This is a genomic window from Amycolatopsis bullii, from assembly GCF_014654205.1.
In the GTDB taxonomy this organism is placed as follows: domain Bacteria; phylum Actinomycetota; class Actinomycetes; order Mycobacteriales; family Pseudonocardiaceae; genus Amycolatopsis; species Amycolatopsis plumensis.
Map to the genome: position 1 here is coordinate 1 of NZ_BNAW01000005.1, position 22,762 is coordinate 22,762.

18 protein-coding genes are annotated in these 22,762 nt (G+C 71.5%); 5 read left to right on the top strand and 13 right to left on the bottom strand.

Annotated elements, in window-relative coordinates; genetic code table 11:
* From IE317_RS08340 to IE317_RS08350, 3 genes are all read left to right on the top strand, one after another.
* The coding region (locus IE317_RS08340; protein WP_308443390.1) for a lanthionine synthetase LanC family protein at nucleotides 1-461 on the top strand (461 nt) is incomplete at its 5' end.
* A gap of 31 nt (nucleotides 462-492) precedes the next feature.
* On the top strand, nucleotides 493-699 hold the full coding sequence (locus IE317_RS08345; RefSeq protein ID WP_191307917.1) for a hypothetical protein: 207 nt from the start codon (nucleotides 493-495) through the stop codon (nucleotides 697-699).
* Nucleotides 700-810: 111 nt separating this feature from the next.
* Nucleotides 811-3,747 (top strand): helix-turn-helix transcriptional regulator, encoded by a 2,937-nt coding sequence (locus tag IE317_RS08350; RefSeq protein ID WP_191307919.1) that lies wholly within the window; start codon nucleotides 811-813, stop codon nucleotides 3,745-3,747.
* 218 nt (nucleotides 3,748-3,965) lie between these two features.
* Here IE317_RS08350 and IE317_RS08355 read toward each other — a convergent pair whose 3' ends face one another.
* The 12 genes from IE317_RS08355 to IE317_RS08410 form a co-directional block, all read right to left on the bottom strand.
* Nucleotides 3,966-4,325: a hypothetical protein gene (locus IE317_RS08355; RefSeq protein ID WP_191307921.1), complete on the bottom strand. Its 360-nt coding sequence runs from the start codon at nucleotides 4,323-4,325 to the stop codon at nucleotides 3,966-3,968.
* Between the two features lie 12 nt (nucleotides 4,326-4,337).
* A complete protein-coding gene (locus IE317_RS08360; protein ID WP_191307923.1) occupies nucleotides 4,338-6,170 on the bottom strand; it encodes a cupredoxin domain-containing protein in 1,833 nt (610 codons plus the stop codon).
* Nucleotides 6,171-6,256: 86 nt separating this feature from the next.
* On the bottom strand, nucleotides 6,257-10,117 hold the full coding sequence (locus IE317_RS08365; protein ID WP_229902554.1) for a ThuA domain-containing protein: 3,861 nt from the start codon (nucleotides 10,115-10,117) through the stop codon (nucleotides 6,257-6,259).
* A 146-nt stretch (nucleotides 10,118-10,263) separates the two neighbouring features.
* A complete protein-coding gene (locus tag IE317_RS08370) occupies nucleotides 10,264-11,253 on the bottom strand; it encodes a multicopper oxidase domain-containing protein (protein WP_229902555.1) in 990 nt (329 codons plus the stop codon).
* 19 nt (nucleotides 11,254-11,272) lie between these two features.
* Nucleotides 11,273-12,115, bottom strand: coding sequence for a TIM barrel protein (locus IE317_RS08375; protein ID WP_191307926.1), 843 nt, complete (start codon nucleotides 12,113-12,115; stop codon nucleotides 11,273-11,275).
* Nucleotides 12,116-12,190: 75 nt separating this feature from the next.
* Nucleotides 12,191-13,195 carry a sugar phosphate isomerase/epimerase family protein gene (locus IE317_RS08380; RefSeq protein ID WP_191307928.1) on the bottom strand — a complete coding sequence of 335 codons (1,005 nt, stop codon included), beginning with the start codon at nucleotides 13,193-13,195 and terminating at the stop codon, nucleotides 12,191-12,193.
* On the bottom strand, nucleotides 13,192-14,337 hold the full coding sequence (locus IE317_RS08385) for a Gfo/Idh/MocA family protein (protein ID WP_191307930.1): 1,146 nt from the start codon (nucleotides 14,335-14,337) through the stop codon (nucleotides 13,192-13,194). Before IE317_RS08385 ends, IE317_RS08380 begins: the two co-directional genes overlap by 4 nt.
* Before the next feature lie 31 nt (nucleotides 14,338-14,368).
* The gene (locus IE317_RS08390) at nucleotides 14,369-15,424 is read right to left on the bottom strand and encodes a substrate-binding domain-containing protein (protein WP_191307932.1); all 1,056 of its coding nucleotides are present in this window, start codon (nucleotides 15,422-15,424) and stop codon (nucleotides 14,369-14,371) included.
* 20 nt (nucleotides 15,425-15,444) lie between these two features.
* Complete coding sequence (locus IE317_RS08395) at nucleotides 15,445-16,446, bottom strand: ABC transporter permease (RefSeq protein WP_191307933.1); 1,002 nt, start codon at nucleotides 16,444-16,446, stop codon at nucleotides 15,445-15,447.
* A complete protein-coding gene (locus tag IE317_RS08400) occupies nucleotides 16,443-17,939 on the bottom strand; it encodes a sugar ABC transporter ATP-binding protein (RefSeq protein ID WP_191307935.1) in 1,497 nt (498 codons plus the stop codon). The genes IE317_RS08395 and IE317_RS08400 overlap by 4 nt, the downstream gene beginning before the upstream one ends.
* Entirely contained in the window at nucleotides 17,936-19,123 is a 1,188-nt protein-coding gene (locus IE317_RS08405; protein WP_191307937.1) for an ROK family transcriptional regulator, read from the bottom strand. The genes IE317_RS08400 and IE317_RS08405 overlap by 4 nt, the downstream gene beginning before the upstream one ends.
* A gap of 274 nt (nucleotides 19,124-19,397) precedes the next feature.
* Entirely contained in the window at nucleotides 19,398-20,600 is a 1,203-nt protein-coding gene (locus IE317_RS08410; protein WP_229902556.1) for an ROK family transcriptional regulator, read from the bottom strand.
* A gap of 148 nt (nucleotides 20,601-20,748) precedes the next feature.
* Between IE317_RS08410 and IE317_RS08415 the strand changes: the two genes are divergently transcribed.
* Entirely contained in the window at nucleotides 20,749-20,946 is a 198-nt protein-coding gene (locus IE317_RS08415) for a hypothetical protein (protein ID WP_191307939.1), read from the top strand.
* 42 nt (nucleotides 20,947-20,988) lie between these two features.
* Here IE317_RS08415 and IE317_RS08420 read toward each other — a convergent pair whose 3' ends face one another.
* Complete coding sequence (locus IE317_RS08420; RefSeq protein ID WP_191307941.1) at nucleotides 20,989-22,173, bottom strand: FAD-dependent monooxygenase; 1,185 nt, start codon at nucleotides 22,171-22,173, stop codon at nucleotides 20,989-20,991.
* Between the two features lie 109 nt (nucleotides 22,174-22,282).
* On the opposite strand from IE317_RS08420, the gene IE317_RS08425 reads away from it, so the two are divergent.
* Complete coding sequence (locus IE317_RS08425; protein ID WP_191307943.1) at nucleotides 22,283-22,762, top strand: MarR family winged helix-turn-helix transcriptional regulator; 480 nt, start codon at nucleotides 22,283-22,285, stop codon at nucleotides 22,760-22,762.

Sequence of the window (22,762 nt, forward strand, 5' to 3'; positions counted from 1 at the left end):
CGGGTGTCGACTGGGCGCTCGGCCGCGGCGGCCGGATCACGGCGGAACCGGTCGCCGGCGACCTGGGCTGGTGCTCGGGCCTGGCCGGCCGGGTCCTCGCCGCGGCCGCCGGTCCGGGGTTCGCCGCACGGACGGCGGACGCGTTCTCGGCCGCGGTGGCCGCCCGGCCGCCGTCGGCCGACCAATCGCTCTGCCACGGCGAGCTCGGCACCCTCGAAGCACTCGTGGTGCTGGCCGGACAGGGCCACGAACCGTCGGTCTCCGCGCTGCGGAGAGCGACTTCGCGCCTCGTGGGCGCCATCGAAGGACACGGGCTCCAGTGCGGTACTCCGCACGGAGTAGCGAGCCCGGGCCTGCTGACCGGAACCGGGGGTATCGGTTTCGGGTTGTTGCGGGTCGGTTTTGCCGAACAGGTTCCGTCGGTTCTGCTGCTCGAACCGTCGGGACGGCTCCGGAAATAACCCCGAAACACACCTCATCACAGGAGTGAAGATGCGCAACGACACCAACGCCGGCGAATTCGACGCGACCCCCGCCGGCTCGGAGGCGGACAGCCCGCTCGGCGACGCCACCCCTGGTGCCAGAACGAAGATCGGTGTCCGGGCGGGGATTCTGGCCGGACTCACCCTCGGCGTGGCCAGTGCCGCGGTCGTCACGGTGGACATCAGCACCGTGGTGAGCAACCACACGCACGCGTGACGTACTCGGCACGGCACAAAGCGTGACAACAACCCCAATCCTGCCGTCCGAACAGTGGAATCTCCACCGGAAGACCACCGAATTCGTGACTCCGGTCTCTAAGGTTGGCGCATGCGCACCCGTGCCCCCGCTCTCGTCGGCCGAGGACCGGAGATCGAGGAGATCGAGCGGGTGTTGCGGGACGCTCGCCGCTCTTCGGGATCGGCCGTGTTCGTCACGGGGGAACCCGGCATCGGCAAGACCCGGCTGGCCGCCGAGGCGGTCGGCCACGCCCTCGACGCGGGATTGGTGGTGCTGCGCGGCCGCGGCAGCACCACCGGGCCCGCGGTCCCGTTCCGGGCCCTCACCGAAGCGCTGCTGTCCCTCGCCCGCACCGGCGGCCGCGAGCTGGTCGAACAGCTCGGGCCGTACCGGTCGGTGCTGGGCAGGCTGATCCCGGACTGGGCCGCCGGCACCGACACCGCGGGCGACTCCTCGCTGGTCGTCCTCGCCGAGGCGACGCTGCGGCTCACCGGGCTGGCCGGGGCGGGCCGCGGCTGCCTCTTCGTCGTCGACGACCTCCAGGACGCCGACGTGGAAACCCTCGCCGTGGTGGAGTACCTGGCCGCCAACGTCCGCACGCAGCCGGTGGTCGTGCTGGCCACCCTGCGCGCCGAACCCTCGCCCGCGCTCGAGGCGGCCCACGCCGTCGCCCGGCGCGGCGAGGGGCTCCTCATGCCGCTCGACAGCCTCGGGCCCGCCGAAGTGCGGGACGTCGTGGCGTCCTCGCTCGGCGCCGAGCCGGACCAGGTGTCGGCCGACGTGGCCGAGCGCTTGTTCGCCGACAGCGCGGGCAACCCGCTGGTCGTCGAGGAACTGCTGCACAGCATGGTGGCGGCGGGCGAGCTGGTGAACGGCGCGGCGGGCTGGCGGTTCACCGGCCACGGCCGCAGCGCCGTGCCCTCGACGCTCGTCACGATCATCACCCGCCGCGCCGACCGCCTCGGCGAACGCGGCAAGCAGCTGCTCGCCATCGCCGCGGTGCTCGGCCGCCGGTTCCCCCTGTCAGTGGTGCAGCGGGTGAGCGAGCTGGACGACCACAGCCTGTTCGGCCACCTGCAGTCCGCCGTCGCCGCCCAGCTGCTCATCGCCGACGAGCGCGGCGAAGACTGGTACGCCTTCCGCCACCCGCTCACCGCCGAAGCCCTGCTGACCCTGCTCAACCCGGCCGAACGCGTGGCGCTGTCGGCGAAAGCGGCCGACGCCGTGGTGGAACTGCACCCCGACCTGCCGGGTGAGCTGTGCAGCCTGGCCGCGTCGCTGCGGCTGGGCGCCGGGGACCGCTGGGCCGCCGCCGACCTCTACCGCGAAGCCGCCCAGCGCGCGCTGGGCGAAGGCGCGCCCGGGTCGGCGATCGCCGTGCTGGAGCACGCGGTGAACCTGCTCGGCGACGACGCCGATCGCGGTGACGACCGGTCCGGCCGGTACCGGGACCTGCTCGAGCTGCTGCTGTTCGCGCTGGCGGAGGCCGGGCGGTTCGACCGGGCGGTGAAGGTCGCGCGCTCGCTGCGGCCCGCCGACGGCCGCGACCCCGCGCGCCAGATCCGCGTCCACGTCCGCCTGGCCTGGGCGGCGCAGGTCGCCGGCCGCTGGGCGGAGGGCTTCGAGCAGGTCGCCGCCGCGCGGGCGCTGCTGCCCGGGACAGGACTGGACGAGGAGGCCGTGGCGGTCGACGCCGTGGACGCGTACCTCTCGATGTCCGGCCCGGCCCCCGACCGGGTGCGCCGCAGCGAAGAGCTGGGCCGCCGCGCGGTCGAGGGCGCCGAGCGGATCGGCTCGCCGTCGACGGCGTGCCAGGCGCTCTACGCGGTCGGGTTCGTGGTGCGCGAGCGGGACATGGCCGAGTCCGACGAGTGCTTCCGGCGCATGCTCGACCGCGCCGCCGAGCACCGGCTGACGAACTGGCGCAACTACGCGCTGGTCGGTCTCGGCGGCAACGCCTGGCTGGCCGAGGCGGACCCCTCCGGGCTGGAGACCGCGCGGGCCGAGGCCCTGCGCACCGGCGGGATCAGCCTGGCCTACAACGCCGAGGCCGTGCTGGGCCTGCATTCCGTGCTGTGCGGCCGGTTCACCGAGGCCGGGCAGCGGCTCGACGCCTGCTACGCGGAGGCGTCGCGGATCAAGCTGTACGCCGTCACCCGGTACGTCCAGATGGCGCAGGCGGTGCTGGCGGGACACCGCGGCGACCGCCGGGCGATGGAGGCCGCGCTCGGCGACTTCCGGCGCGGCGGCGGTGACGCCGGTCCCGAGGCCCCGCTCGCGCGCGGCCTGGCCCACGTCTTCTGCTCGCTGCTGGAGGAGGACCGCGACACCGCACGCGCCGAACTGGACACGCTCGCCGCCGACCAGGCGCGCCAGCAGAGCACCTTCCACCTCGCCGGCACCCACGGCCTCAAGCTGCTGCTCGACGTCATCGCCGGCGACGCGGCCTGGGACGACCACCGGCGCGTCGCCGGCGGGGCCACCGGCGGGATGCGCTGGAACCGCCAGTTCGTGCTGCTGGCCGAGGCGGTGCTGCACGGCCGCGACCACGCGCACGAGGCCGCGGCCACGGCGATGCGGCGCGCGGCACAGGCGGCCGCCCCGTTCGGCGTCGCCCGGCCGCTGGGCCTGCGCCTGACCGCGGAACCCGCCGTCGACGACGGCTGGGGCGAGCCCGCGGAATGGCTGCGCGAAGCCGAAAGCCACTTCCACGGCGCGGATGTGATCCCGGTGGCCAGCGCGTGCCGCGCGCTGCTGCGGCGGGCCGGCGCGTCGGTGCAGCAACGCCGCACGGGCACCGAGCGGGTGCCCGAGAGCCTGCGCGCGATCGGCGTCACCCTGCGCGAGTACGAGGTCTTCGAGCTGCTGGCGTTCCGGCTCAGCAACAAGGCACTGGCGGCGCGGCTGCACATCTCCCCGCGCACGGTGGAGAAGCACGTGGCGGCGCTGCTGATGAAGACCTCGGTCCGCGACCGCGCCGAGCTGGCCCGGTTCGCGGCCGAGCATTCATCGGCCTCGGAGGTGTGACGGCGGTGCCTGGGCGCGGGTCATAACCGTCCTGTGTAGACGGTCTGGCAATCGTGGCCGCAGCCCTCCTCCGGATGCCACCGACGCTACGAACTCCGCTCCCGCTTCCGCACCCTGGCCAGGGTCGAAGCCGGCGCCGTGCGGACGCGGCGCACGATTCCGCGTCCGCACGGCCGGCCCGCCGGTCGCGTCCGCAGTGGCTCGGGCGCGCGGCGAGCTCAGGGGGCCAGTGCCGAGGCCGCGCACAGCGTCGCCCAGGTGGCCGCGAACGCCGCCACCTTCGTGCGCGCCGCCCGGTCCGGCAGGTTCGTGCCGAACACCACCGCGTCCGCCGCGTCGGACGCCACCCGCGCCGCGAGCGCGACCTGCAGCGGCTTGCCCGCGGGGGCGAGGAGCATCGCCAGGCCGATGGCCGCGTCGCGGGCGCCGATACCGGCGATCAAGGTGCGGACGCCCGCGGTGACCCCGCCGTCCCGGGTCGTCAGGCCGCACGGTTTCGCCAGTACGCGCGGCGCGGCGATGATCGTGGCACTGTAGGCGGCGGTCACCGCTCCGAGAACGCGGGTCAAGGCGGGCATCCGTCACTTCTTTCAGTCGGCGCGGCCGGAAGACTTCCGCTTACCCGCGTCCGCCGGTGCCAAACCGCCGCCACCGACGCCGGACTCGATCGCGGCCGTCACGATGCGGTTGCGGTCGCCCGTCGACAGCACCCCGTCGGCCACCAGTTCCTGGGTCACCGCCTTCACGTGTTTGACGAACCGGTCGTGCGACGCGTACTCCGCGTTCTCGTCGATGACGTCGTTGATCGTGCAGCCGTTGCCGGTGTCGACGTTCTCCACCTGGCTGTCGATCCCGCCGATCACCACCGTCTCCCGGGTGTCCGAGGACGGGCAGGCGTCCGGCGGCGGCGCGGCCGCGACCACCGTGAACGCCCCCGCCAGCTCCGCCGAGACGTTGCCGGCGGCGTCGGTGGCCCGGGCCCGCACGGTGTGCGCCCCGAGCGCGGACACGACCACGCCTGTCGTGTACCGGGTCCACGCCGAAGCGTCCACTTTGTACTCGATGAAGCCCACACCCGACTCCGCGTCGGTGGCCGTCACCGTCACCGTGGCCGAGCCCACGTAGTTCCAGCCGCCGTCTTGGTTCCCGGTGACCTGGAGCGCGACCGAAGGCGCGGTGGTGTCCCCGCCGGCGACCACGGTGAACGAAACCGAACCCTCCGCGGACGCATTGCCGGCGACGTCGCGAGCGCGGTAGCCCACCGTGTGCGCACCGGCCGCGGACACCGGAACCGGCCCCGCGTACGCAGTCCACGCCCCACTGTCCACCTTGTACTCGACCGCCGCGACCCCGGAACCCGCGTCGGAAGCGGTCACCGTGACCGTCGCCTTGCCGACGTAGTTGCCGTCGGAGTCCCGCGTGCCGGCGACCGAGGCCGACACGGTCGGTGCCGTCGTGTCACGCTTCACCACCGTGAAGCCCACCATGCCCTCCGGTGACGTGTTTCCCGCCGCGTCGGTCGCCCGGAAGTGGACCATGTGCGCGCCCGCCCCGGTCACCGAGACCGGCGCCGAGTACGGTGTCCAGGCGCCGCCGTCCAGCTGGTACTCGACCGACCGGACGGCGGAGTCCGCGTCGGTCGCCGTCAGCGAAACCGTGGCCACGTCGAGGTAGTTGCCCGCCGGATCCTTCTCGCCCGCGATCGAGGCGGTCACCGTCGGCGGGGTGGTGTCGCCCTGCCCTTCGACGATCGTGAAGTGCGCCATGCCTTCTTCGGACGTGTTCCCGGCGACGTCGGTGGCCCGGTGGTGCAGCATGTGCATGCCCACCGCGGTCACCACCACCGGCGCGGTGTACGTGGTCCACGTGCCGCCGTCGAGCTGGTACTCGACCGACGCCACGCCGGAGCCCGCATCGGTCGCGGTCAGCGAAACCGTGGCCGATCCGACGTAGTTGCCGGACGGATCGCGGTCCCCCGCCACCGCCGCGGTGACGGTCGGCGCGGTCGTGTCGCCGGTGCCGTCGGAGACGACGAACTCCCCCACCATCGCGGTGTGCCCGGGGATGGTGCAGAAGTAGCGGTACTTGCCGGGTGTCAGCGTCACGACGGCCTCGTGCCGCCCGTTCTGCGGGTCGAACGGGTTGGCCAGGATGTTCAGCGAGACGTCGTGGTTGTAGCCCGGCGTCGTCGTGTCGAACGTCAGGGTGTGCGACATCCCGGTCGTGTTGCCGGTCGCTTCGCTGTTCTCGAAGACGATGGTGGTCTCGCCGGGCCGGGCGCCGGTCGGCGCGGACGCGTATTCGGTGGTGCTGTTGTTCCCGGTCCAGGTCAGCGTCTGGACCGGCGCCGCCGCCGCGGGCGTCGCCAGCCCGAGCACCGCCAGGAAAGCGGTCAGCAGCAGGGCGATCAGTCGTGGGGACATCGCGGGGACCCTTCCTGAAGTGAGGGGTCGTGAGTGCGTAACAGTGTTAGAGCACTGTTACGCACTCACGACCAGCCGCGGCAGGGTTACAGCTGCCGCACCCGGATGTTGCGGAACTCGATCAGGTCGTTGTCGCTGTGGTTCTGCAGCCCGATGAACCCGCTGACGAACTGCCGCAGGTCGGTCGGCGGGTCACCCGCGCGCGACGACTGCTGCCCGGGCGTGTTGTCGAACTCGTTGATCACCACGCCGTTGCGGATCATCGTGTAGTGCTGCCCGACGACCTTGATCTCGTACTCGTTCCACGTGCCCTTCGGCCGGGCACCCGCCTGGTCGAGCGGCCGCGGGTCGAAGTTGTAGACCGACCCGGTCTTCTGCGGCTCACCGGTGTCGCCGTCGTAGATCTGGATTTCGTGGCCGCAGTAGATCGCGACCCACGCCTGCGACGTCCGCGCCGACCCGACCGTCCCGCAGCTGCCCGGCGGCCGCTGGTCCAGGGGTGTCCGCGGATCCGGGAACCGGACGAACACACCGCTGTTGGCCCGGTTCGGGTCGGGGGCGATGTCCTTGAACTGCACCTTCACCGAGAAGTCGCCGAACTGCCGCTGGGCGTACCAGAGCATGCCCAGCCCACCGGCCGAGCGGATCGACCCGTCGGGCTGCAGGGTGAACTGCCCCGAAGGTGCCTGCTCCCATGCCCTCAGCGACTCGGCTGTGCCGTCGAAAAGCGCCTGGTAGCCGGTGGTTCCCGGTTTCCCGATCGGTGACGCCTCGGCGGCCGCGTTCAGCTCCGCCACCTCGGCGTCGTTGAGCACCCCGAGGTCGGACAGCGTCTCGGTGGCCTGCTCGACGTGGTTGACGAACGCTGCGTGCGTGCTCCACGTGCTTTCGTCGTCGAGGAAGTCGTCCACCGTGCAGCCACCGCCGGCGTTGCGGTTGACCACCTTCGTGATCGTGTCGCCCAAGGTCACCACCGGGCTCGGATCGGCCACCGCGCACCCGACGTTGACCGCGGTCCGGGTCGTCACCGCTTCGCCGTCGGCGTAGGTCACGGTGAGCTTGGCGGTGAAGAGGCCGGTGCGCGGGTAGGTGTGCCGCGGATCGGCCTGGGTGGACACCGAGCCGTCGCCGAACTCCCACCGGTAGGACACGCCACCGGACTTCGACCCGGTGAACGCCGCCGTCAGCGCCTTGTTCTGCACCATGGTCGACGACGCCGCGGGAGCCGGGGTCGGCGCGCCACCGGTGTAGCTGATCTTCAGCAGCTTCTGGTTGGCGTCCAGGGAGAAGAACCCGTTGCCGTAGTCGAGCACGTACAGCGCGCCGTCCGGCCCGAACTTGGCGTCCATCCAGCTCTGCACCCGCGTGTCACCGGACCCGCCGGGGATGATCTGCCGGAACGTCTCGGCGAACACCGGCGGCTGGTGCGTCGGCACGCCCGCCGGATCCACGGCCACCGCGACCCGGTTCTGCGAGTTGGCTTCGTCGGCGATGAACCACTTGTTGTCCCAGTACTCCGGCCACGCGACACCGCTGTTCGTGTTGACCAGCGAGCGGTGGTACGTCGGCCCGGACATGATCGCCTGGCCGCCGCCCCGCAGGTAGGGCTGGGTGTAGGTGGCGTCCGCCGCGTTGTACGTGGGGATCGACGAGCCCGGCCGCTTCGGGAAGACCGGCCCGCCGCCGTCCGGCGAGTACCAGATCATGTTGTCCTTGATCGGCGGCAGCGTCACCAGGCCGGTGTTGCGCGGCGAGGTGTTCACCGGGTGGTCGCAGTCGTACCAGCCGGTGAGCTCCGCGGCGTTGGTGCTGCTGCGGTCGCGGTAGGGCTGCCGGTTGCCCATGCAGTACGGCCAGCCGTGGTTGCCCGCCTCGGTGATGATCGTGGCCGTCTCGTACTTCGCCGGCCCGAGCTCGGGACTCGGCGACGGCGCGTCCGGGCCGACCCAGCCCGCGGTCATCCAGTTGTGCACCGGGTCGATCTGCAGCCGCGAGATGTTCCGGACACCCATGACGTAGATCTCCGGGCGCGTCTTGTCCGCCGGCCCGTTCGGGAACAGGTTCCCCTGCGGGATCGTGTACGTCCCGTTCGCCTCCGGGTGGATGCGCAGGATCTTGCCGCCGAGGTCGTTCGTGTTGCCCGCCGTGCGGCGCGCGTCCTGGAACGAAAGGCCCTTGTAGTCGAGCGTCCAGTTGTTGCCCGAGTAGCCGTTCGAGCCGCCCGAGGAGTTGTTGTCCCCGGACCCGATGTAGAGGTTGCCGTCCTTGTCGAACGCCATCCCGCCGCCGGCGTGGCAGCAGCTGTGGATCTGCACGTCCCAGGACAGCAGGTCCTTGCGGGTGGCCTGGTCGATCGTCTGCGCGGCCGCGTTGTAGGTGAACCGCGAGACCGTCCGCTTGCCGATCCGCTTGTCGCGGTCGATCGACTCGTGCGGCATCCAGTAGGCGTACATCCAGCCGTTCTCGGCGAACTTCGGGTCCAGCGTCAGCCCGAGCAGGCCCTCTTCGTTCTTGACGAGCTCGTCGCCGCTGCCCCGGTTGCCCATCACCCGCAACGTCGTGAGCAGCTTGGGCTTCTTGGTGACCGGGTCCCACTGGTGGATCGTGCCGCAGCCGAGGCCGACGTTCGGGTCGTCCCAGCTGACCACCGGCCCGGTCGGGCAGGCCGCCTTGCCGATGTAGAACACCTTGCCGTCGGGGGCGATGGTCAGCCCGTGCGGCTCGCCGATCTGGTCGAGCTGGCCGGCCGCGTTCTTGCCGGTCAGCTTTTCGATCTTGTAGTTGGCGGCGATCCCAGCCTGGCAGTCGCCGCGGACCATGCCGGTGGTCCAGCGCAGGGCGCCGAGCAGGTGGTCGCGGAACTGCCCTTCGCCGTAGGAGGCCTCGGTGCGGCCCATCCCGGTGTAGAAGGAGCGGCCGCCGTCGTAGTCACGGCACCACGAGATCGGGTGGAACGCGCCGTTCGCGCCGACTCCCGGCTGGTAGCCCTTCTCCTCGACCTGCGCCACGGTGTGCACGGTGCCGACCGGGTTGGTTTCCCAGTTCAGCCAGCGGTCGGTGCGCGTCCAGTTCTGCGGCAGCCCCTTGGTGGCCGGGTGCTGGGCGTCGAGGACGTCGACGACGGCCTGCTGCGGCGGCGACTCCGGCGGCGGCGGGGTCGCCGAGGTGTCCTTGAACAGCTTGAGGTCTGCCAGCTGGATAATCGGCTCCCCGGCGTTGGCGGTGATGTTCAGCCGGTAGTTCGGGTAGACCGTGGTGTTGGCGAAGGTGAACGTCCGGGTCTGGAAGGGCTCGGTGAACGTCTCGTTCGCCCGCGTGTCCAGGTCGGTCCAGGTGCTGCCGTCCGCGGAGCCCTGCAGCGTCCAGTTCTTCGGGTTCCGGCCCGGGTAGTCGTTCGCCGACGTCAGCGAGTAGCTGCTGACGGCGACCGGCGTGGCCAGCTTGTAGGCCGCCCAGCCGGTCGTCGCGAACGTCAGCCACTTCGTGTTCTCGTTGTTGTCGGCCAGTTTCTCCTTGGTTTCGTTGGGCGGGTTCTCCCCGCTCGCGGTCACCGCCGCCACCGCCTCGGGCGTGAGCCGCGCCCCGACCGGGCGAGCCCCGATCAGGCCGGTGAACCACTGGGACTCCGCCTGTGCTCGGGCGGCGTCGGAGATGCCGAGGAACCCGCCGCCTGCCTTCATGTACGCCTGCAGCGCGCCTTCCTGCTCCCGGCTGAGCGTGACGCCCTGCGCGGACAGGAACACGACACCGCGGTAGCGGGCCAGGTTGGCGGCGCTGAAGACGCCCGGGTCGGAGGACGCCGTCACCGTGATGCCGTTGTCCCCGCCCAGCCGCGCGATCGCGTCCGCCGCCCGGAGCACCGGGTCCTTCTGATCGGCGGCGGCGCCGTGGAAGACCAGCACGTTCACCGGCACGTTCGCCGCAGGGGCCGCTGCGGCCACGGGCATCGCGATCAGTGGAGCTCCGGCCGCCAGGACCGATCCGATGGCGAGCACGACCGCAGCGCGCTTGCCGAACCATCGCCGTGTCTTCTGGGGCCGAGCCCCAGACCCCGCCAGGTGGGCAAGCCCCCCTGGACCCCCCAAAAGCTGCTTCATAGCTCCCCTCCTTGGTGCGTCTGAGCGTCCGGGTTCATGTCGTGCCCGGTGTGGCCGTGCTCCTTGAACCGGTCGATCGCGTCCTGCGCGCCGTCGGGCAGGCTGCCGTCGGGGTTGCGGACCAGGAAGAGCCCCACCATGCCGCCGTCGGAGTGGGTCTGGACGTGGCAGTGGTACATCCACGCGCCCGGCCCGGCGCCTTCCCCGGCGAGCACCTGGAAACCGAACGAGCTGCCGGGGTCGAGGTTCTTGTTGTCGACGATGGCAGCGTTGTCATCGGCGCCGCGAAGCATCCCGGTGCGCGTGTCGGCCCAGCGGTGCCCGTGCAGGTGGAACGTGTGCGGCAGGCTGCCGTACCCGATGCAGACCCACTCGACGCGCTCGCCGAGGCGTGCCTCCAGGATCGGCGTGTCGGGTGCCATCTTGTGGTTGATCATCATCTCGTTGAACACGACGGTGTACTGCCTGCTCGGCAGCAGGTCGCCGCGCTTGCGCACGATCAGCCCGCCGTAGAGCCCGCGCGCGAGGCCCGCGGTGCCGTGGTCGGTGCCCATCGCGTGGTCGTGGTAGTGCCAGTAGCCGGCGCTGCCGGGCATCCAGAACCCGCCGCCGGCGTCGTAGCGGGTCCGGGTGCGCCAGGTGTAGGTCCGCGTCTCGCCCGGCTTGTTGAACGACGCGTTGAGCGGGGCGCCGTCCGACGCGGTGTCGTAAACGACGCCGTGCGGGTGGATCGACAGCCGCTGGTCGGTCCGGTTGACCAGTTCGATCTCGAGGGTGTCGCCCTCGTAGATCTCCAGCAGCGGCCCCGGGATCGTGGCCTTGCCCGGTTCGAGGCCGTAGCCGTAGAGGCCGCCGGGCAGGGCTTCGGCGTAGAGGGTGAGCTGGCGGGTCAGGCCCGCGGCCGACGCCGTACCGGCCACCCCGACCGCGTGCGCGAGCACGCCCGCGGCGGTTCCGGCCAGCATCGACCGACGTGATACTCGCATGTCGAGTCCCCCGGGGCTCTCAGAACCGGACGGTGCGGAGGTATTCGAAGCCGACCTTCGCCGTGTTCAGCGGGTCGGCGGGCTGGTCGTGCTCGACGATGAATTCGCGGATGGTGTGGCAGGACGCGGCGAAGATGCGCGGGAAATCGATGGCCCCCGCGCCCGGGTCGACCATCTGCCCGTCCGCGGTCCGGTCCTTCACGTGGTACTGCGTGACGCGCGGGTAGTTGCGCCGGAACAGCTCGACCGGGTCCGCGCCGCCGTTCACCGCCCAGAACAGATCGATCTCGAGGTGGACGAGCCGCTTGTCCGTCTTCGCGGTGAGGACGTCGTAGGGCACGACGCCGCCGATCGGGGCGAACTCGTGGTCGTGGTTGTGGTAGCCGAGCTTCAGCCCCGCCTTCTTGAAGGCGGTCGCGGCGGTGTTCATGCGGCCCGCGAAGGCTTCCCACTCGGCGATGGTGCCGAAATTCGCGTACGGCACGACGATCGAGCGGTTGCCGAGGACCTTGGCGTCGGCGATCGCCTGGTTCAGATCGCCGTCGATGCCGACGTGCGTCGAAGACGCCTCGAGGTGGCAGCGGTCGAGGATGGCGCGGAACTCGGTCGCGGTGCGGCCGTAGGTGCCGGCGAGCTCGACCTTGCGGTAGCCGATGTCGGCCAGCGCCGACAGCGTGCCTTCCGGGTCGTTCTGGAGGAGGGACCGCAGGGAGTAGAGCTGGATGCTGATCTTCTCGAGCGGCACGCGGCGGCGGGCCGGGGATGCGCTCGCGGTGCCGGGCAGGGCCACCGCCGCGGCCCCCACCGTGAGGGCCGCTGTCGCCACGTTCAGGAATGTCCGTCGGGAGTGCTGTCCATCCATGCCCCCACCGCCACCCTCAATGGAGGCGCTCCGCGCCACTGTGTTGCCTCCAAGGTCACCGCACATGGAACTCCCTCATTTCTGGTTGTTGAAAGCCGCGTCGAAAGCCGCCGACGGCTTGTCGAACAGGTGCTCGCGCAGGTACTTCACCGCCTCCGCCGCGCCCCGGAGCCGGTCCATCCCGGCGTCCTCCCACTCCACCGAGATCGGGCCGGAGTAGCCGATCGAGTTCAGCGCCCGGAAGCAGTCCTCCCACGGGACGTCGCCGTGGCCGACGGACACGAAGTCCCAGCCCCGCCGCGGGTCCGCCCAGGCCAGGTGCGAGCCCAGCCGTCCGTTGCGGCCGTCGAAGCGCTTGCGGGTGTCCTTGCAGTCGACGTGGTAGATCCGGTCGGCGAAGTCGAGGATGAACCCGACCGGGTCGAGGTCCTGCCAGACGAAGTGCGACGGGTCCCAGTTCAGCCCGAACGCCGGCCGGTGGTCGACGGCTTCGAGGGCGCGCTGGGTCGTCCAGTAGTCGTAGGCGATCTCGGACGGGTGGACCTCGTGCGCGAACCGGACGCCGACCTCGTCGAAGACGTCCAGGATCGGGTGCCACCGGCGGGCGAAGTCCGCGTAACCGTCATCGATGTCATCGCGCGTGACCGGCGGGAACATGGCCACGTACTTCCAGATCTTGGACCCGGTGAAGCCGATGACGGTGTCCACGCCGAGCTTCGCCGCCGCCCGTGCGGTGTCGGCCATTTCGGCCGCCGCCCGCTGCCGGACGCCCTCGGGTTCGCCGTCGCCCCAGATGCGGGCCGGCAGGATCGCCTGGTGCCGGTGGTCGATCGGGTCGTCGCAGACGGCCTGCCCGACGAGGTGGTTCGAGATCGCCCACACCTTGAGGCCGTGCTCGGCGAGCAGGCGCAGCCGCCCGGGCACGTAGTCCTCTTCGGACAGTGCCCGGTCGACCTCGAAGTGGTCGCCCGAGCAGGCGATCTCCAGCCCGTCGTAACCCCATTCCGAGGCCAGCTTGCACACCTCGGTGAACGGCAGGTCGGCCCACTGGCCGGTGAACAACGTGACGGGACGGCTCATCTCTCCTCCACCGGTGTCCAGTTCGCTTCTGCGGCAGCGCTCTTTTCGACGGCGTCGAGCACGCGCTGGACGCGCAGGCCGTCGTCGAAGCTCGGCGCGGGGTCCGTGCCCGCGCCGATGGCGTCCAGGAAGTCGGCGACCTCGTGGGTGAACGTGTGCTCGTAGCCGAGCAGGTGCCCCGGCGGCCACCACGCGCCGACGTACGGGTGCTGCGGCTCGGTGACGAGGATGCGCCGGAACCCGGCCTCGGTGCCGGTGCCCTCGTACCACTGCAGTTCGTTCATGGACTCGAAGTCGAACGCCAGACTCGCCTTGGAGCCGTTGATCTCCAGGCGCATGGCGTTCTTGCGGCCGAGCGCGAACCGGGTCGCCTCGAAGGTCGCCACCGCTCCCCCGGACAGCCGCGCGAGGAACAACGCGGTGTCGTCGACCGTCACCTCGTCCGTGCCGCCGGTTTCGGACGGCCGCTGCTTCACGAAGGTGTTCGTCAGCGCCGAGACGCCGGTGATCACCTCACCGGTGACGAACTGGGCGGCGTCGACGATGTGCGCACCCAAGTCGCCCAGCGCGCCCGAACCGGCACTTTCGCGACGCAGCCGCCAGGTCATCGGCGCCTGCGGGTCGGACAGCCAGTCCTGCAGGTACACCGACCGCACGTGCCGGATCTCGCCGAGTGCCCCGCTCTCGACCAGCTTTCTGGCGTGGGCGAGCGCGGGCACCCGGCGGTAGTTGAACGCGACCATGGCCCGCACCCCGCGGTCACGGGCCCGCCGCGCCGCTTCGGCCATCGCCTCGGCCTCCGCGACCGAGTTGGCCAGCGGCTTTTCGCACAGCACGTGCTTCCCGGCGTCCAGCGCGGCGATCGCGATCTCCGCGTGGCTGTCGCCCGGGGTGCAGACGTCGACCAGGCCGACGTCGTCCCGGGCGACGAGCTTCCGCCAGTCGGTCTCGACGTCCTCCCAGCCGAACTTCTCCGCAGCCGCCTTGGCCCGGGTCTCGTCGCGGCCGCCGAGCACGGCGAGCCGCGGCACCAGCGGCGGGTCGAAGAACCGGTGCACGCTGCGCCAGGCGTGCGAATGCACCGCACCCATGAACGCGTGGCCGACCATGCCGATCCCGATGGTTTCCCGTCCCGGGCTCATACCCCTCCTTCGGTCTGGCGAAAAAGTCCGGTCAGGAGTCGAAGCCGACGTCGAGGTACTGGTCGACGTTCTCCTTGGTGACCACCGCCGAGTACGTGGTGATCTCGGCCGGGATGTCGTGCTCGGCCAGGTCGCCGATGCCCTTGCCCTGACCGAGCAGGCGGGCGAGCGCGACCGCCGTCGAGGCCATCGACGGGCTGTAGAGCACGGTCGCCTTGATCGGCGACGAGTCCGCCTTGATCAGGTTCATCATGTTCTTCGAGCCGGCGCCGCCGACCATGATGAACTCCTTGCGGCCCGCGGTGTCGATCGCGGCGTTGACGCCGATGCCCTGGTCGTCGTCGTGGTTCCACAGCGCGTCCAGCTTGGGCGCGCCCTGGAGCAGGTTCGCCGTCTGCTGCTCGCCCGACTCCGACGTGAACTGCGCCGAAACGCGCGGGCCGACCTTGAACCCGGCGCGGCCCAGCGCGTCGGAGAAGCCCTTGCTGCGTTCCTGGGTCAGCGGCAGCGAGTCGATCCCGGCGACCTCGCCGATGATCGGGTTCGCGACGTTCTTCTTCTTGAGCTCCGCGGCGATGTAGTTGCCCGCATTGACGCCCATCCGGTAGTTGTCGCCGCCGATCCACGTTCTGTACGCCAGCGGCGTGTCGAAGACGCGGTCGAGGTTGATCACCGGGATGCCCGCGTCCATCGCCTGCTGGCCGACCGCGGTGAGCGCCTTGCCGTCGAAGGGCAGGATCACCAGGACGTCGACCTTCGCGTTGATCAGCGTCTCCACCTGCGAGATCTGCTGGTTGACGTCGTTGGTGCCCTCGGTGGCGTTGAACTTCACTTCGCTGAACTTCTGCGCCTGGGCCTTGGCGTTCTTGGTGATCGCCGCGATCCAGCCGTGGTCGGCGGCCGGTGCGGAGAAGCCGATGGTGATCGGCTTGCCCGGCTGCGTGTTGTTGCCCGCGTTGGCGACCGGCGCGCCTCCCTCCGAGTTCGCGGGCGTGTTCGACGTGCAGCCGGCCAGCAGCGCCCCGGCGCCGACGGCGGCCCCGCCCAGCAGGAATCCCCGGCGGCCGAGGAAGGGTTGTTCGGCCATGATGACCTCCATCGGTGTGACTACGGACCGGTCCTGGCTTTCCTGGCCCGGAACTGCAAGAGCACGGCGAGCACGATGATCACGCCCTTGGCGATGTTCTGGATGTCGGTGTCCAGGTTGTTCAGCGTGAAGATGTTCGACAGCACCGTGAAGATCAGCACGCCGACGAGCGTGCCGATGAGCGAGCCGCGGCCACCGGTCAGCAGCGTGCCGCCGATGACCACCGCCGCGATCGCGTCGAGTTCGTAGAACATGCCGTTGGTCGACGCGCCCGCGGTCGTCCGCGCGACGACCATGAGCGCGGCGATCCCGCAGCACAGCCCGGCCACGCCGTAGACGAGCGCGAGGTGGCGCTTGACGTTGATCCCGGCCAGCCGCGACGCCTCGGCGTTGCCGCCCACCGCGTACGTCCGCCGGCCGAAGGTGGTGCGGTTGAGCACGACCCAGCCGATCGCGAAGACCAGCGCGAACAGCCAGATCAGCGTCGGGATGCCGAGGAAGCTGCCGCGGAAGAAGGCCAGGAAGTCCTGGTCGGCGACGACCTGGGTGCGGCGGCCGCTGATCCGCTCGGCGAGCCCGCGGGCGGAGACGTACATCGCCAGGGTCGCGATGAACGGCACGACCTTGCCGTAGGCGACGAGCACGCCGTTGATCAGCCCGCAGCCCAGCCCGACCGCGAGCCCGCAGAGGACCATCACGAACGGCCCGTACGACTGCGTGGCCAGGGTCGTCAGCCAGACGCCGGCCAGGCCGACCATCGAGCCGACCGACAGGTCGATACCGCCGCTGATGATCACGAACGTCATCCCGACGCTGACCACGCCGATCGCCGCGGCCAGCCGCAGGATCGTCGAGATGTTGCTTTCGGTGAAGAACAGCTCGGGCCGGGTGAACTGGCCGACCAGGCACAGCACGACGAGCACGGCCGCCAGGCCGAGCAGCCGCGGGTCGGCGGAGACGGCGAACCGCCGCTTCCGTTCGGCGGGCAGCGCTTCCTGGGGCGGTGCCTGGGTCTCGGTCATGCCGCGCTCCCCTCGAGAATCACGTCGAGCACCTCGGCCTCGGTGAGCCCGGCGGAGCGCCGGTCGGCGAGGACACGGCCCTCGCGCAGCACCAGCACCCGGTCGGACAGCCCGAGCACCTCGGGGATTTCGCTGGACACGAGCACGATCGCGACCCCGGTCGCGGCCAGCTCGTCGATCAGCCGGTACAGCTCGGCGCGGGCGCCGACGTCGACGCCGCGCGTCGGCTCGTCGAGCAGCAGCACCCGGCACCCGCGGACCAGCCACCGCGCGAGCACGGCCTTCTGCTGGTTGCCGCCGGACAGCGTGCGGACGATCCGCCGGGGATCGGCGGGCCGCAGGTCGAGGCGTCGCAGGCTCGCGCCGGCGTCGTCCAGTTCCTTGGCGCGCTCGGTGAAGCCGAGCTTCGCGTACCGGCCGAGGCTGGCCAAGGTCACGTTGTGCACCACCGGCAGGTCCAGCAGCAGGCCCTGGCTCTTGCGTTCCTCGGGCGCGAGACCGATGCCGGCCTTGACGGCCGCGCGGACACCGGGTCCGAGCGGTTTCCCCCGCACGGTCACGGTTCCGCGGTCGGCCTTGCGGGCGCCGAAGATTGTCTCCAGCAGCTCGCTGCGCCCGGAGCCGACCAGGCCGGCGATGCCGACGACCTCGCCGGCGTGGACGGTGAAGCTCACGTCCTCGAACTCGCCGTGCCGGGTGAGGTGCTCGACGGCGAGCGCGGTCTCCGGCCGGGCGTGCCCGTCGTGACGCGGGCCGAAGACCGTCTCCACCTTGCGCCCGGCCATCAGGGCGACCAGGTCGGCGGTCGGCGTCGCAGCCGCGTCGAGGCCGGTGCCGACGGTCCGGCCGTCCTTGAGCACGGTCACCCGGTGCCCGATCCGGCGCAGTTCTTCCAGGCGGTGCGAGATGTAGACGACCGCGACGCCGTCGGCGGTCAGCTCGCCGACGATGCGGAAGAGGTTGTCGACCTCCTCGCCGGCCAGCGCGGCGGTGGGTTCGTCCATCACGAGCAGCCGGGCGTCGTGGGCCAGTGCGCGGGCCATCGAGACGAGCTGCTGGCCGGCGGCCGACAGCTTGCCGACCTCGGTCGACGGCCGGATGTCCGGGTGGCCGAGCCGGGCCATCAGGCGGGCGGCCTCGGCGCGGGCCTGGGAGATCCGCGTGAACCCGAATCGGGCGCGTTCGTGGCCGAGGAAGATGTTGTCCGCCACCGAAAGCCCGGGCACGAGGTCGAGTTCCTGGTACATGGTGGCGATACCCAGGCGCAGGGCGTCGACCGGCGAACCGAGCGTCACCGGTTCGCCTTGCCAGGTGATTTCCCCGGTGTCGGGCTGGTGCGCGCCGGCGAGGACCTTGATCAGCGTCGACTTCCCGGCGCCGTTCTGGCCGAGCAGGCAGTGCACCTCGCCGGGTTCGACGTCGAGGTCGACGCCGTCGAGGGCGCGGACGCCGGGGAACGTCTTCACGATGCCCCGGACGGAAAGCAGGCTCATACCGTCGCCTCCTCGGCGAGCGTCGGGTTCGCGAACAGCCGCTCGGCCGCCAGGTGCGCGGCGCCCCGCAGCGGGGCACGCAGGCCGAGCCGGGACGCCACCACCCGCGCCTGGCCCAGCGGCCGGGCGGCGAGCTCGACGCGGACCGGTTCGACCAGCCACTCCCCCAGCTCGGCGAAGTAGCCGCCGAGCACGACGACGTCCGGGTCGAGCACGTCGACCACAGTGGACAGTGCGATGCCGAGCGCGACGCCGAGTTCGTGGACCGCCGTCACCGCGCGCTGGTCGCCGCGCCGGATGCGGTCCTTGAGCAGGGTGACGCGGGCTTCGACGCCGGGCGCGGGATCGTGCAGCGGGTCACCCGGCGCCGCGGCCGCGCGCAGGACGGCGGCCAGGTTCGCCTTCGTCTCCAGGCAGCCCGTCCGGCCGCAGGAACACCGCTCGCCGGACGGGTCGACGGCGATGTGCCCGACCTCGCCCGCGAAGCCGCGCGCGCCGCGCAGGATCGTGCCGCCGGAGACGAACCCGCCGCCGACGGTCGTTCCGCCGCCGAGGTAGCAGACCTCGGTCCCGGTGCCCGCGGCCGATTCCGCGAGGGCACCGAGGTTGGCGTCGTTGTCCACGGCGATGGCGTCGACCGGGAGACCGAGCCGGGCCGCCATGAGACCGGCGATTTCCGCGTCCCGCCAGCGCAGCGCCGGTGCGAACCGCAGCACGGCGGCGGCCGAATCGACCAGCCCGGGTACCGAGATCGCCACCCCGACCGGCGGACCGGGCAGCACCCGGTGGGCCAGCCGGGCGAGTTCGTCCATGCCTCTGGGGAGACCGAGCGCGGCGACGTCGACGGCCTCGGTCCACTCGGCCAGAACGCGGCCGGAGAGATCGGTGACCAGGGCCGACAGCCGGTCGGCTTCGATGCCCAGCGCCAGCGCGTAGGCGTCTTCGCCGTGCAGCTCGACCAGCCGGCTGGGCCGCCCGTGACCGGAGAGGACCCCGGCGGGGCGGACGAGACCCCGCTCGGCGAGTTCGGTGAGCAGGCCGGGAACCGCGGACTTGGCGATCCCGCAGCGGGCCGCCAGCTGCGTCCGCGAGAGCGGACCGGTGCGCAGCGCCCGCAGGACCGCGGCCAGGTTCGCCGTACGCGGGCTCGCCGAGCCGGCTTGCCTCGTTCCGGTGACGGCCACGGTGCCCCCATCTTGCGCTGGCTACTGAACGCACTTTGTCGCTCAGGCAGCGAAAGTAGGGTGACTGGCATCACTCGTCAAGGTGATACCCGTGCGTTTAGTCGGCTTTTCACCCGGATAGACGTGCGAAACCAGACATACTTTCGCTCAGTGGATGCAAAAGTCTGTCCGGTTCGAGCGTTACACAGTGGACGCGTTCAGCAACACGCAGTCACCACACGGCCGCCCCTGGATGCAGTGAATGACTCATTCACTGCGGTCGTGCCGGGGCGGATCAGCTGCTGAGCGTGAACGCCCGATCGGTGGCCGACCAGGCGGCCCCGATCACGCCCGCCGTCTCGCCCAGCTCGGACAGCACGATCGGCAGGTTCCCGGTGGCCAGCGGCAGCGAGCGCCGATACACCGCGCTGCGCACCTCGGCGAGCAGCTGGTGCCCGAGCTGGGCCACGCCGCCGCCGATCACGACCATGCCCGGGTTGATGAAGCAGACCAGCGAGGCGATGACCTGGCCGAGCCGCCGTCCGCCGTCGCGGATGAGGTTGACCGCGCCGGAGTCGCCGGCCGCCGCGGCCCGGCCGACGTCACGGGCGGTGACCACCCCGCGTTCGGCGGCTGCTTCGGCCAGGTGCGCCGACCGGCCGCTGCGAGCCAGCGCCAGCCCGTCGCGGGCCAGCGCGGCCCCGCCGAAGTAGGCCTCCAGGCAGCCGACCTCGCCGCACGCGCAGGTCGGGCCGAAGTCGTCGAGCCGGATGTGCCCGATGTCGCCCGCCGTGCCCGCGACGCCGCGGTAGACCTTGCCGCCGAGCACGATCCCGCAGCCGATCCCGGTGCCGATCTTGACGAACATCAGGTCGTCGGTCGAGCGCGCGACCCCGGCGTGCCGCTCGCCGAGCGCCATCGCGTTGACGTCGTTGTCCACCGCGACCGGGCAGCCCCAGAGCCCGCCGAGGTGGTCGCGCACGTTGAACCGGTCCCAGCCGGGCATGATCGGCGGCGCGACGGCCATGCCCTCGGCGAAACTGACCGGCCCGGGCAGCCCGATGCCGGCCGCGACCAGCCTGCCGGGTGCCTCGTCGCGGACCTTCGCCGCCAGCTCGGCCACCCGCCGCAGCACCGGGTGCGGCCCCTGCCGCACATCGCAGTCCTCGACGGCGTGCGCGAGCACTTCGCACGAAGCGTCGGTGACCGCCACGCCGACCGACGTGGCACCGACGTCCACGGCGAGCACCCGCAGCTCCCCCGCGAGCCGGACGAGCGTCGAGCGCCGCCCGCCCCGGCTGGCCGACGGCCCCGCGGCCTCGACCAGGCCGACCTCGGCGAGCCGCGCCACCTCGGCACCCACCCGGGCGCGCGGCAGCTCGAGGCGCTCGCCCAGCTCTACCCGCGACATCGGGCCGTCGTCGCGGAGCAGGGTCAGCAGCCGGGTCTGGTGCCGGGTTTCGACCATCGACTGCTCCGGGGTGGATACCGTGCTCATTCGCCTCAGCGTACTGGTGCTCCACGCCCGGACGGGGTCCGTGTGGGGGTCACCCGAGCCGGTGCGATCCGCGGCGATCCCGTTCATCCGCCGGGCTTCGGGGCAGCCTCCCGGCATCGCAAACCGGCTCTACGACAGGAGGATCACCATGCGACGGATCACGGCCGCGCTGGGTGCGTTGGCGTTGACGACCGGAGTCCTCATCGGCACCGCAGGGCCCGTCTCGGCCCAGGCGGAGACCATCCCGGTGGGGAGCTGCATCGGGAGCTCACTGGAGATGTTCGCGGTGACGGGCCTGTGCGTCCTCCCCCGGAACTTCCCGGTCCTCACCTATCCCGGCAGCTGACGAGCCCGGCGGCGGCGGCCGCGGCGATCCGGCCCGGCCGCCTCACCGCACCGGCACGGGGAAGTCCGGCAGCGTCAGCGCCGAATGCTCGGGCCGGGGCTCACTCCGCGGCACCGCGGTGAGCTGCCGGAGCGCGGCGTTGCGGCGTTCGAGCGCTTCCGCCGTCGCCGGGAAGAGCGTGGCCTGCCCCGCGGTCACCAGCGCCTGGTTGGCTTCGACGAAGCCCCGGAACCGGTTCTCGTAGGCGGCGAAGGCCGCCGCGTGGTCCGGGATGGTGGCCAAGGCGTGGCCGAGCAGGTACGCGCCCACCAGGGCGAGGCTGGCGCCCTGGCCGGTGAGGAACGACGGCGCGTGGGCGGCGTCGCCGGCGAGCGCGACGCGGCCGGACGACCAGGCCGGCATGCGGATCTGGCTGATCACGTCGAAGAACAGGTCGTCGGCCTGCCGCATCGCCGCCACCATGCGCGGGACTTCCCAGCCGTCGCCCGCGAAAGTGCCGGCGATGAGGTCGCGCTGCGCCTCGGGGTCGCGGAACGCCTCCAGCGGCGGTTCCGGCCGGGCGGAGACCAGGAAGCCGTGCACTTCTTCGCTGTCCAGGACCGCGTACAGCGCCGCGCCCTTGCCCGGCGTGCTCCACGCGAGCCCCTCGCGGAAGAGCCCGAAGTCGTTGGGCATGGTGAACCCGGCGAAGCAGTAGCCGAGGTAGTGGTGGAACGGTGCCTCGTCGCCGAAGACCAGCTCCCGGGTCCGGGAATGCAGGCCGTCGGCGCCGATCACCAGGTCGTAGCGCTCTTCGCGGCCGCCGCGGAAGGTCACGTCGACCCCGCCCGCGTGGTCCGCGAGGGTTTCGATCGTGTCGCCGAACCGGAATTCGACGTCGTCGCGCACCAGGTCGTACAGCGTCCGGATCAGGTCGCCGCGGCGGATCTCGAGGTCTCCGCCTTCGGTGGCGCCGATGATCGCCTCCGGGGCCAGCGACGCGATCACGCCGCCGTCGGCGTCGAGGAACGTCAGCCGCCGCGTCGAGATGTGCAGGTCCCGCAGGCGCGGCAGGATCCCCATCCGGCCGACCGCGTCCAGCGCCGTGCCGCGGACGTCGATGGGATAGCCGCCGACCCGGAGTCCGGCTGCCTTCTCCACGACGGTGACCGCGAAGCCGGCCTGCCGCAGCCAGAACGCCAATGCCGGTCCGGCGATGCTGGCCCCCGAGATCAGAACTCGCTTCATGACATCTCCTATAGCTAAGTTAGGTATCTATGTTCGAGGTGCGACAATGCGCGTGATCAACCCCCGACTCGACCGACTATATACCTAAGTTAGCTATCTAAGAGGTGTGATGGGCGACACAGACGCCACCGATCTGCGGACCGTGCTGCCCCGGATCCTGCAGCTGGGCACCCTGATGAACCGCAGCGGCCTCGGCGAACGGGCGCTGAAGCAGATCGGGGCCGAGCTCGACCGGCCCGGACTGTCGATCATCCTCGCCCTGCACATGACCGGGAAGGCGATGCGCGTCGGCGAGATCGCGGACCGGATGCAGGTCGCCGGGCCGCACGTCACGCGGCACCTGCACGTGCTCGAACGGCGGCGGCTCGTGCGCGGCCTGGCCGACCCCGACGACCGGCGCGCCCGGCTGGTCGAGCTGACCCCCGACGGCGCCGAGATCGCCGACCGGTACGTCACCACCCTGCTCGGCTGGTTCGGCGACGCGCTGTCCGGCTGGACGCCGGCGGACCGCCGCACCTTCTACGACCTGCTCCTGCGGTTCACCGACGACCTCGCGGCCTTCCTGTCGGCGACCGCCGAACAGGAGTGA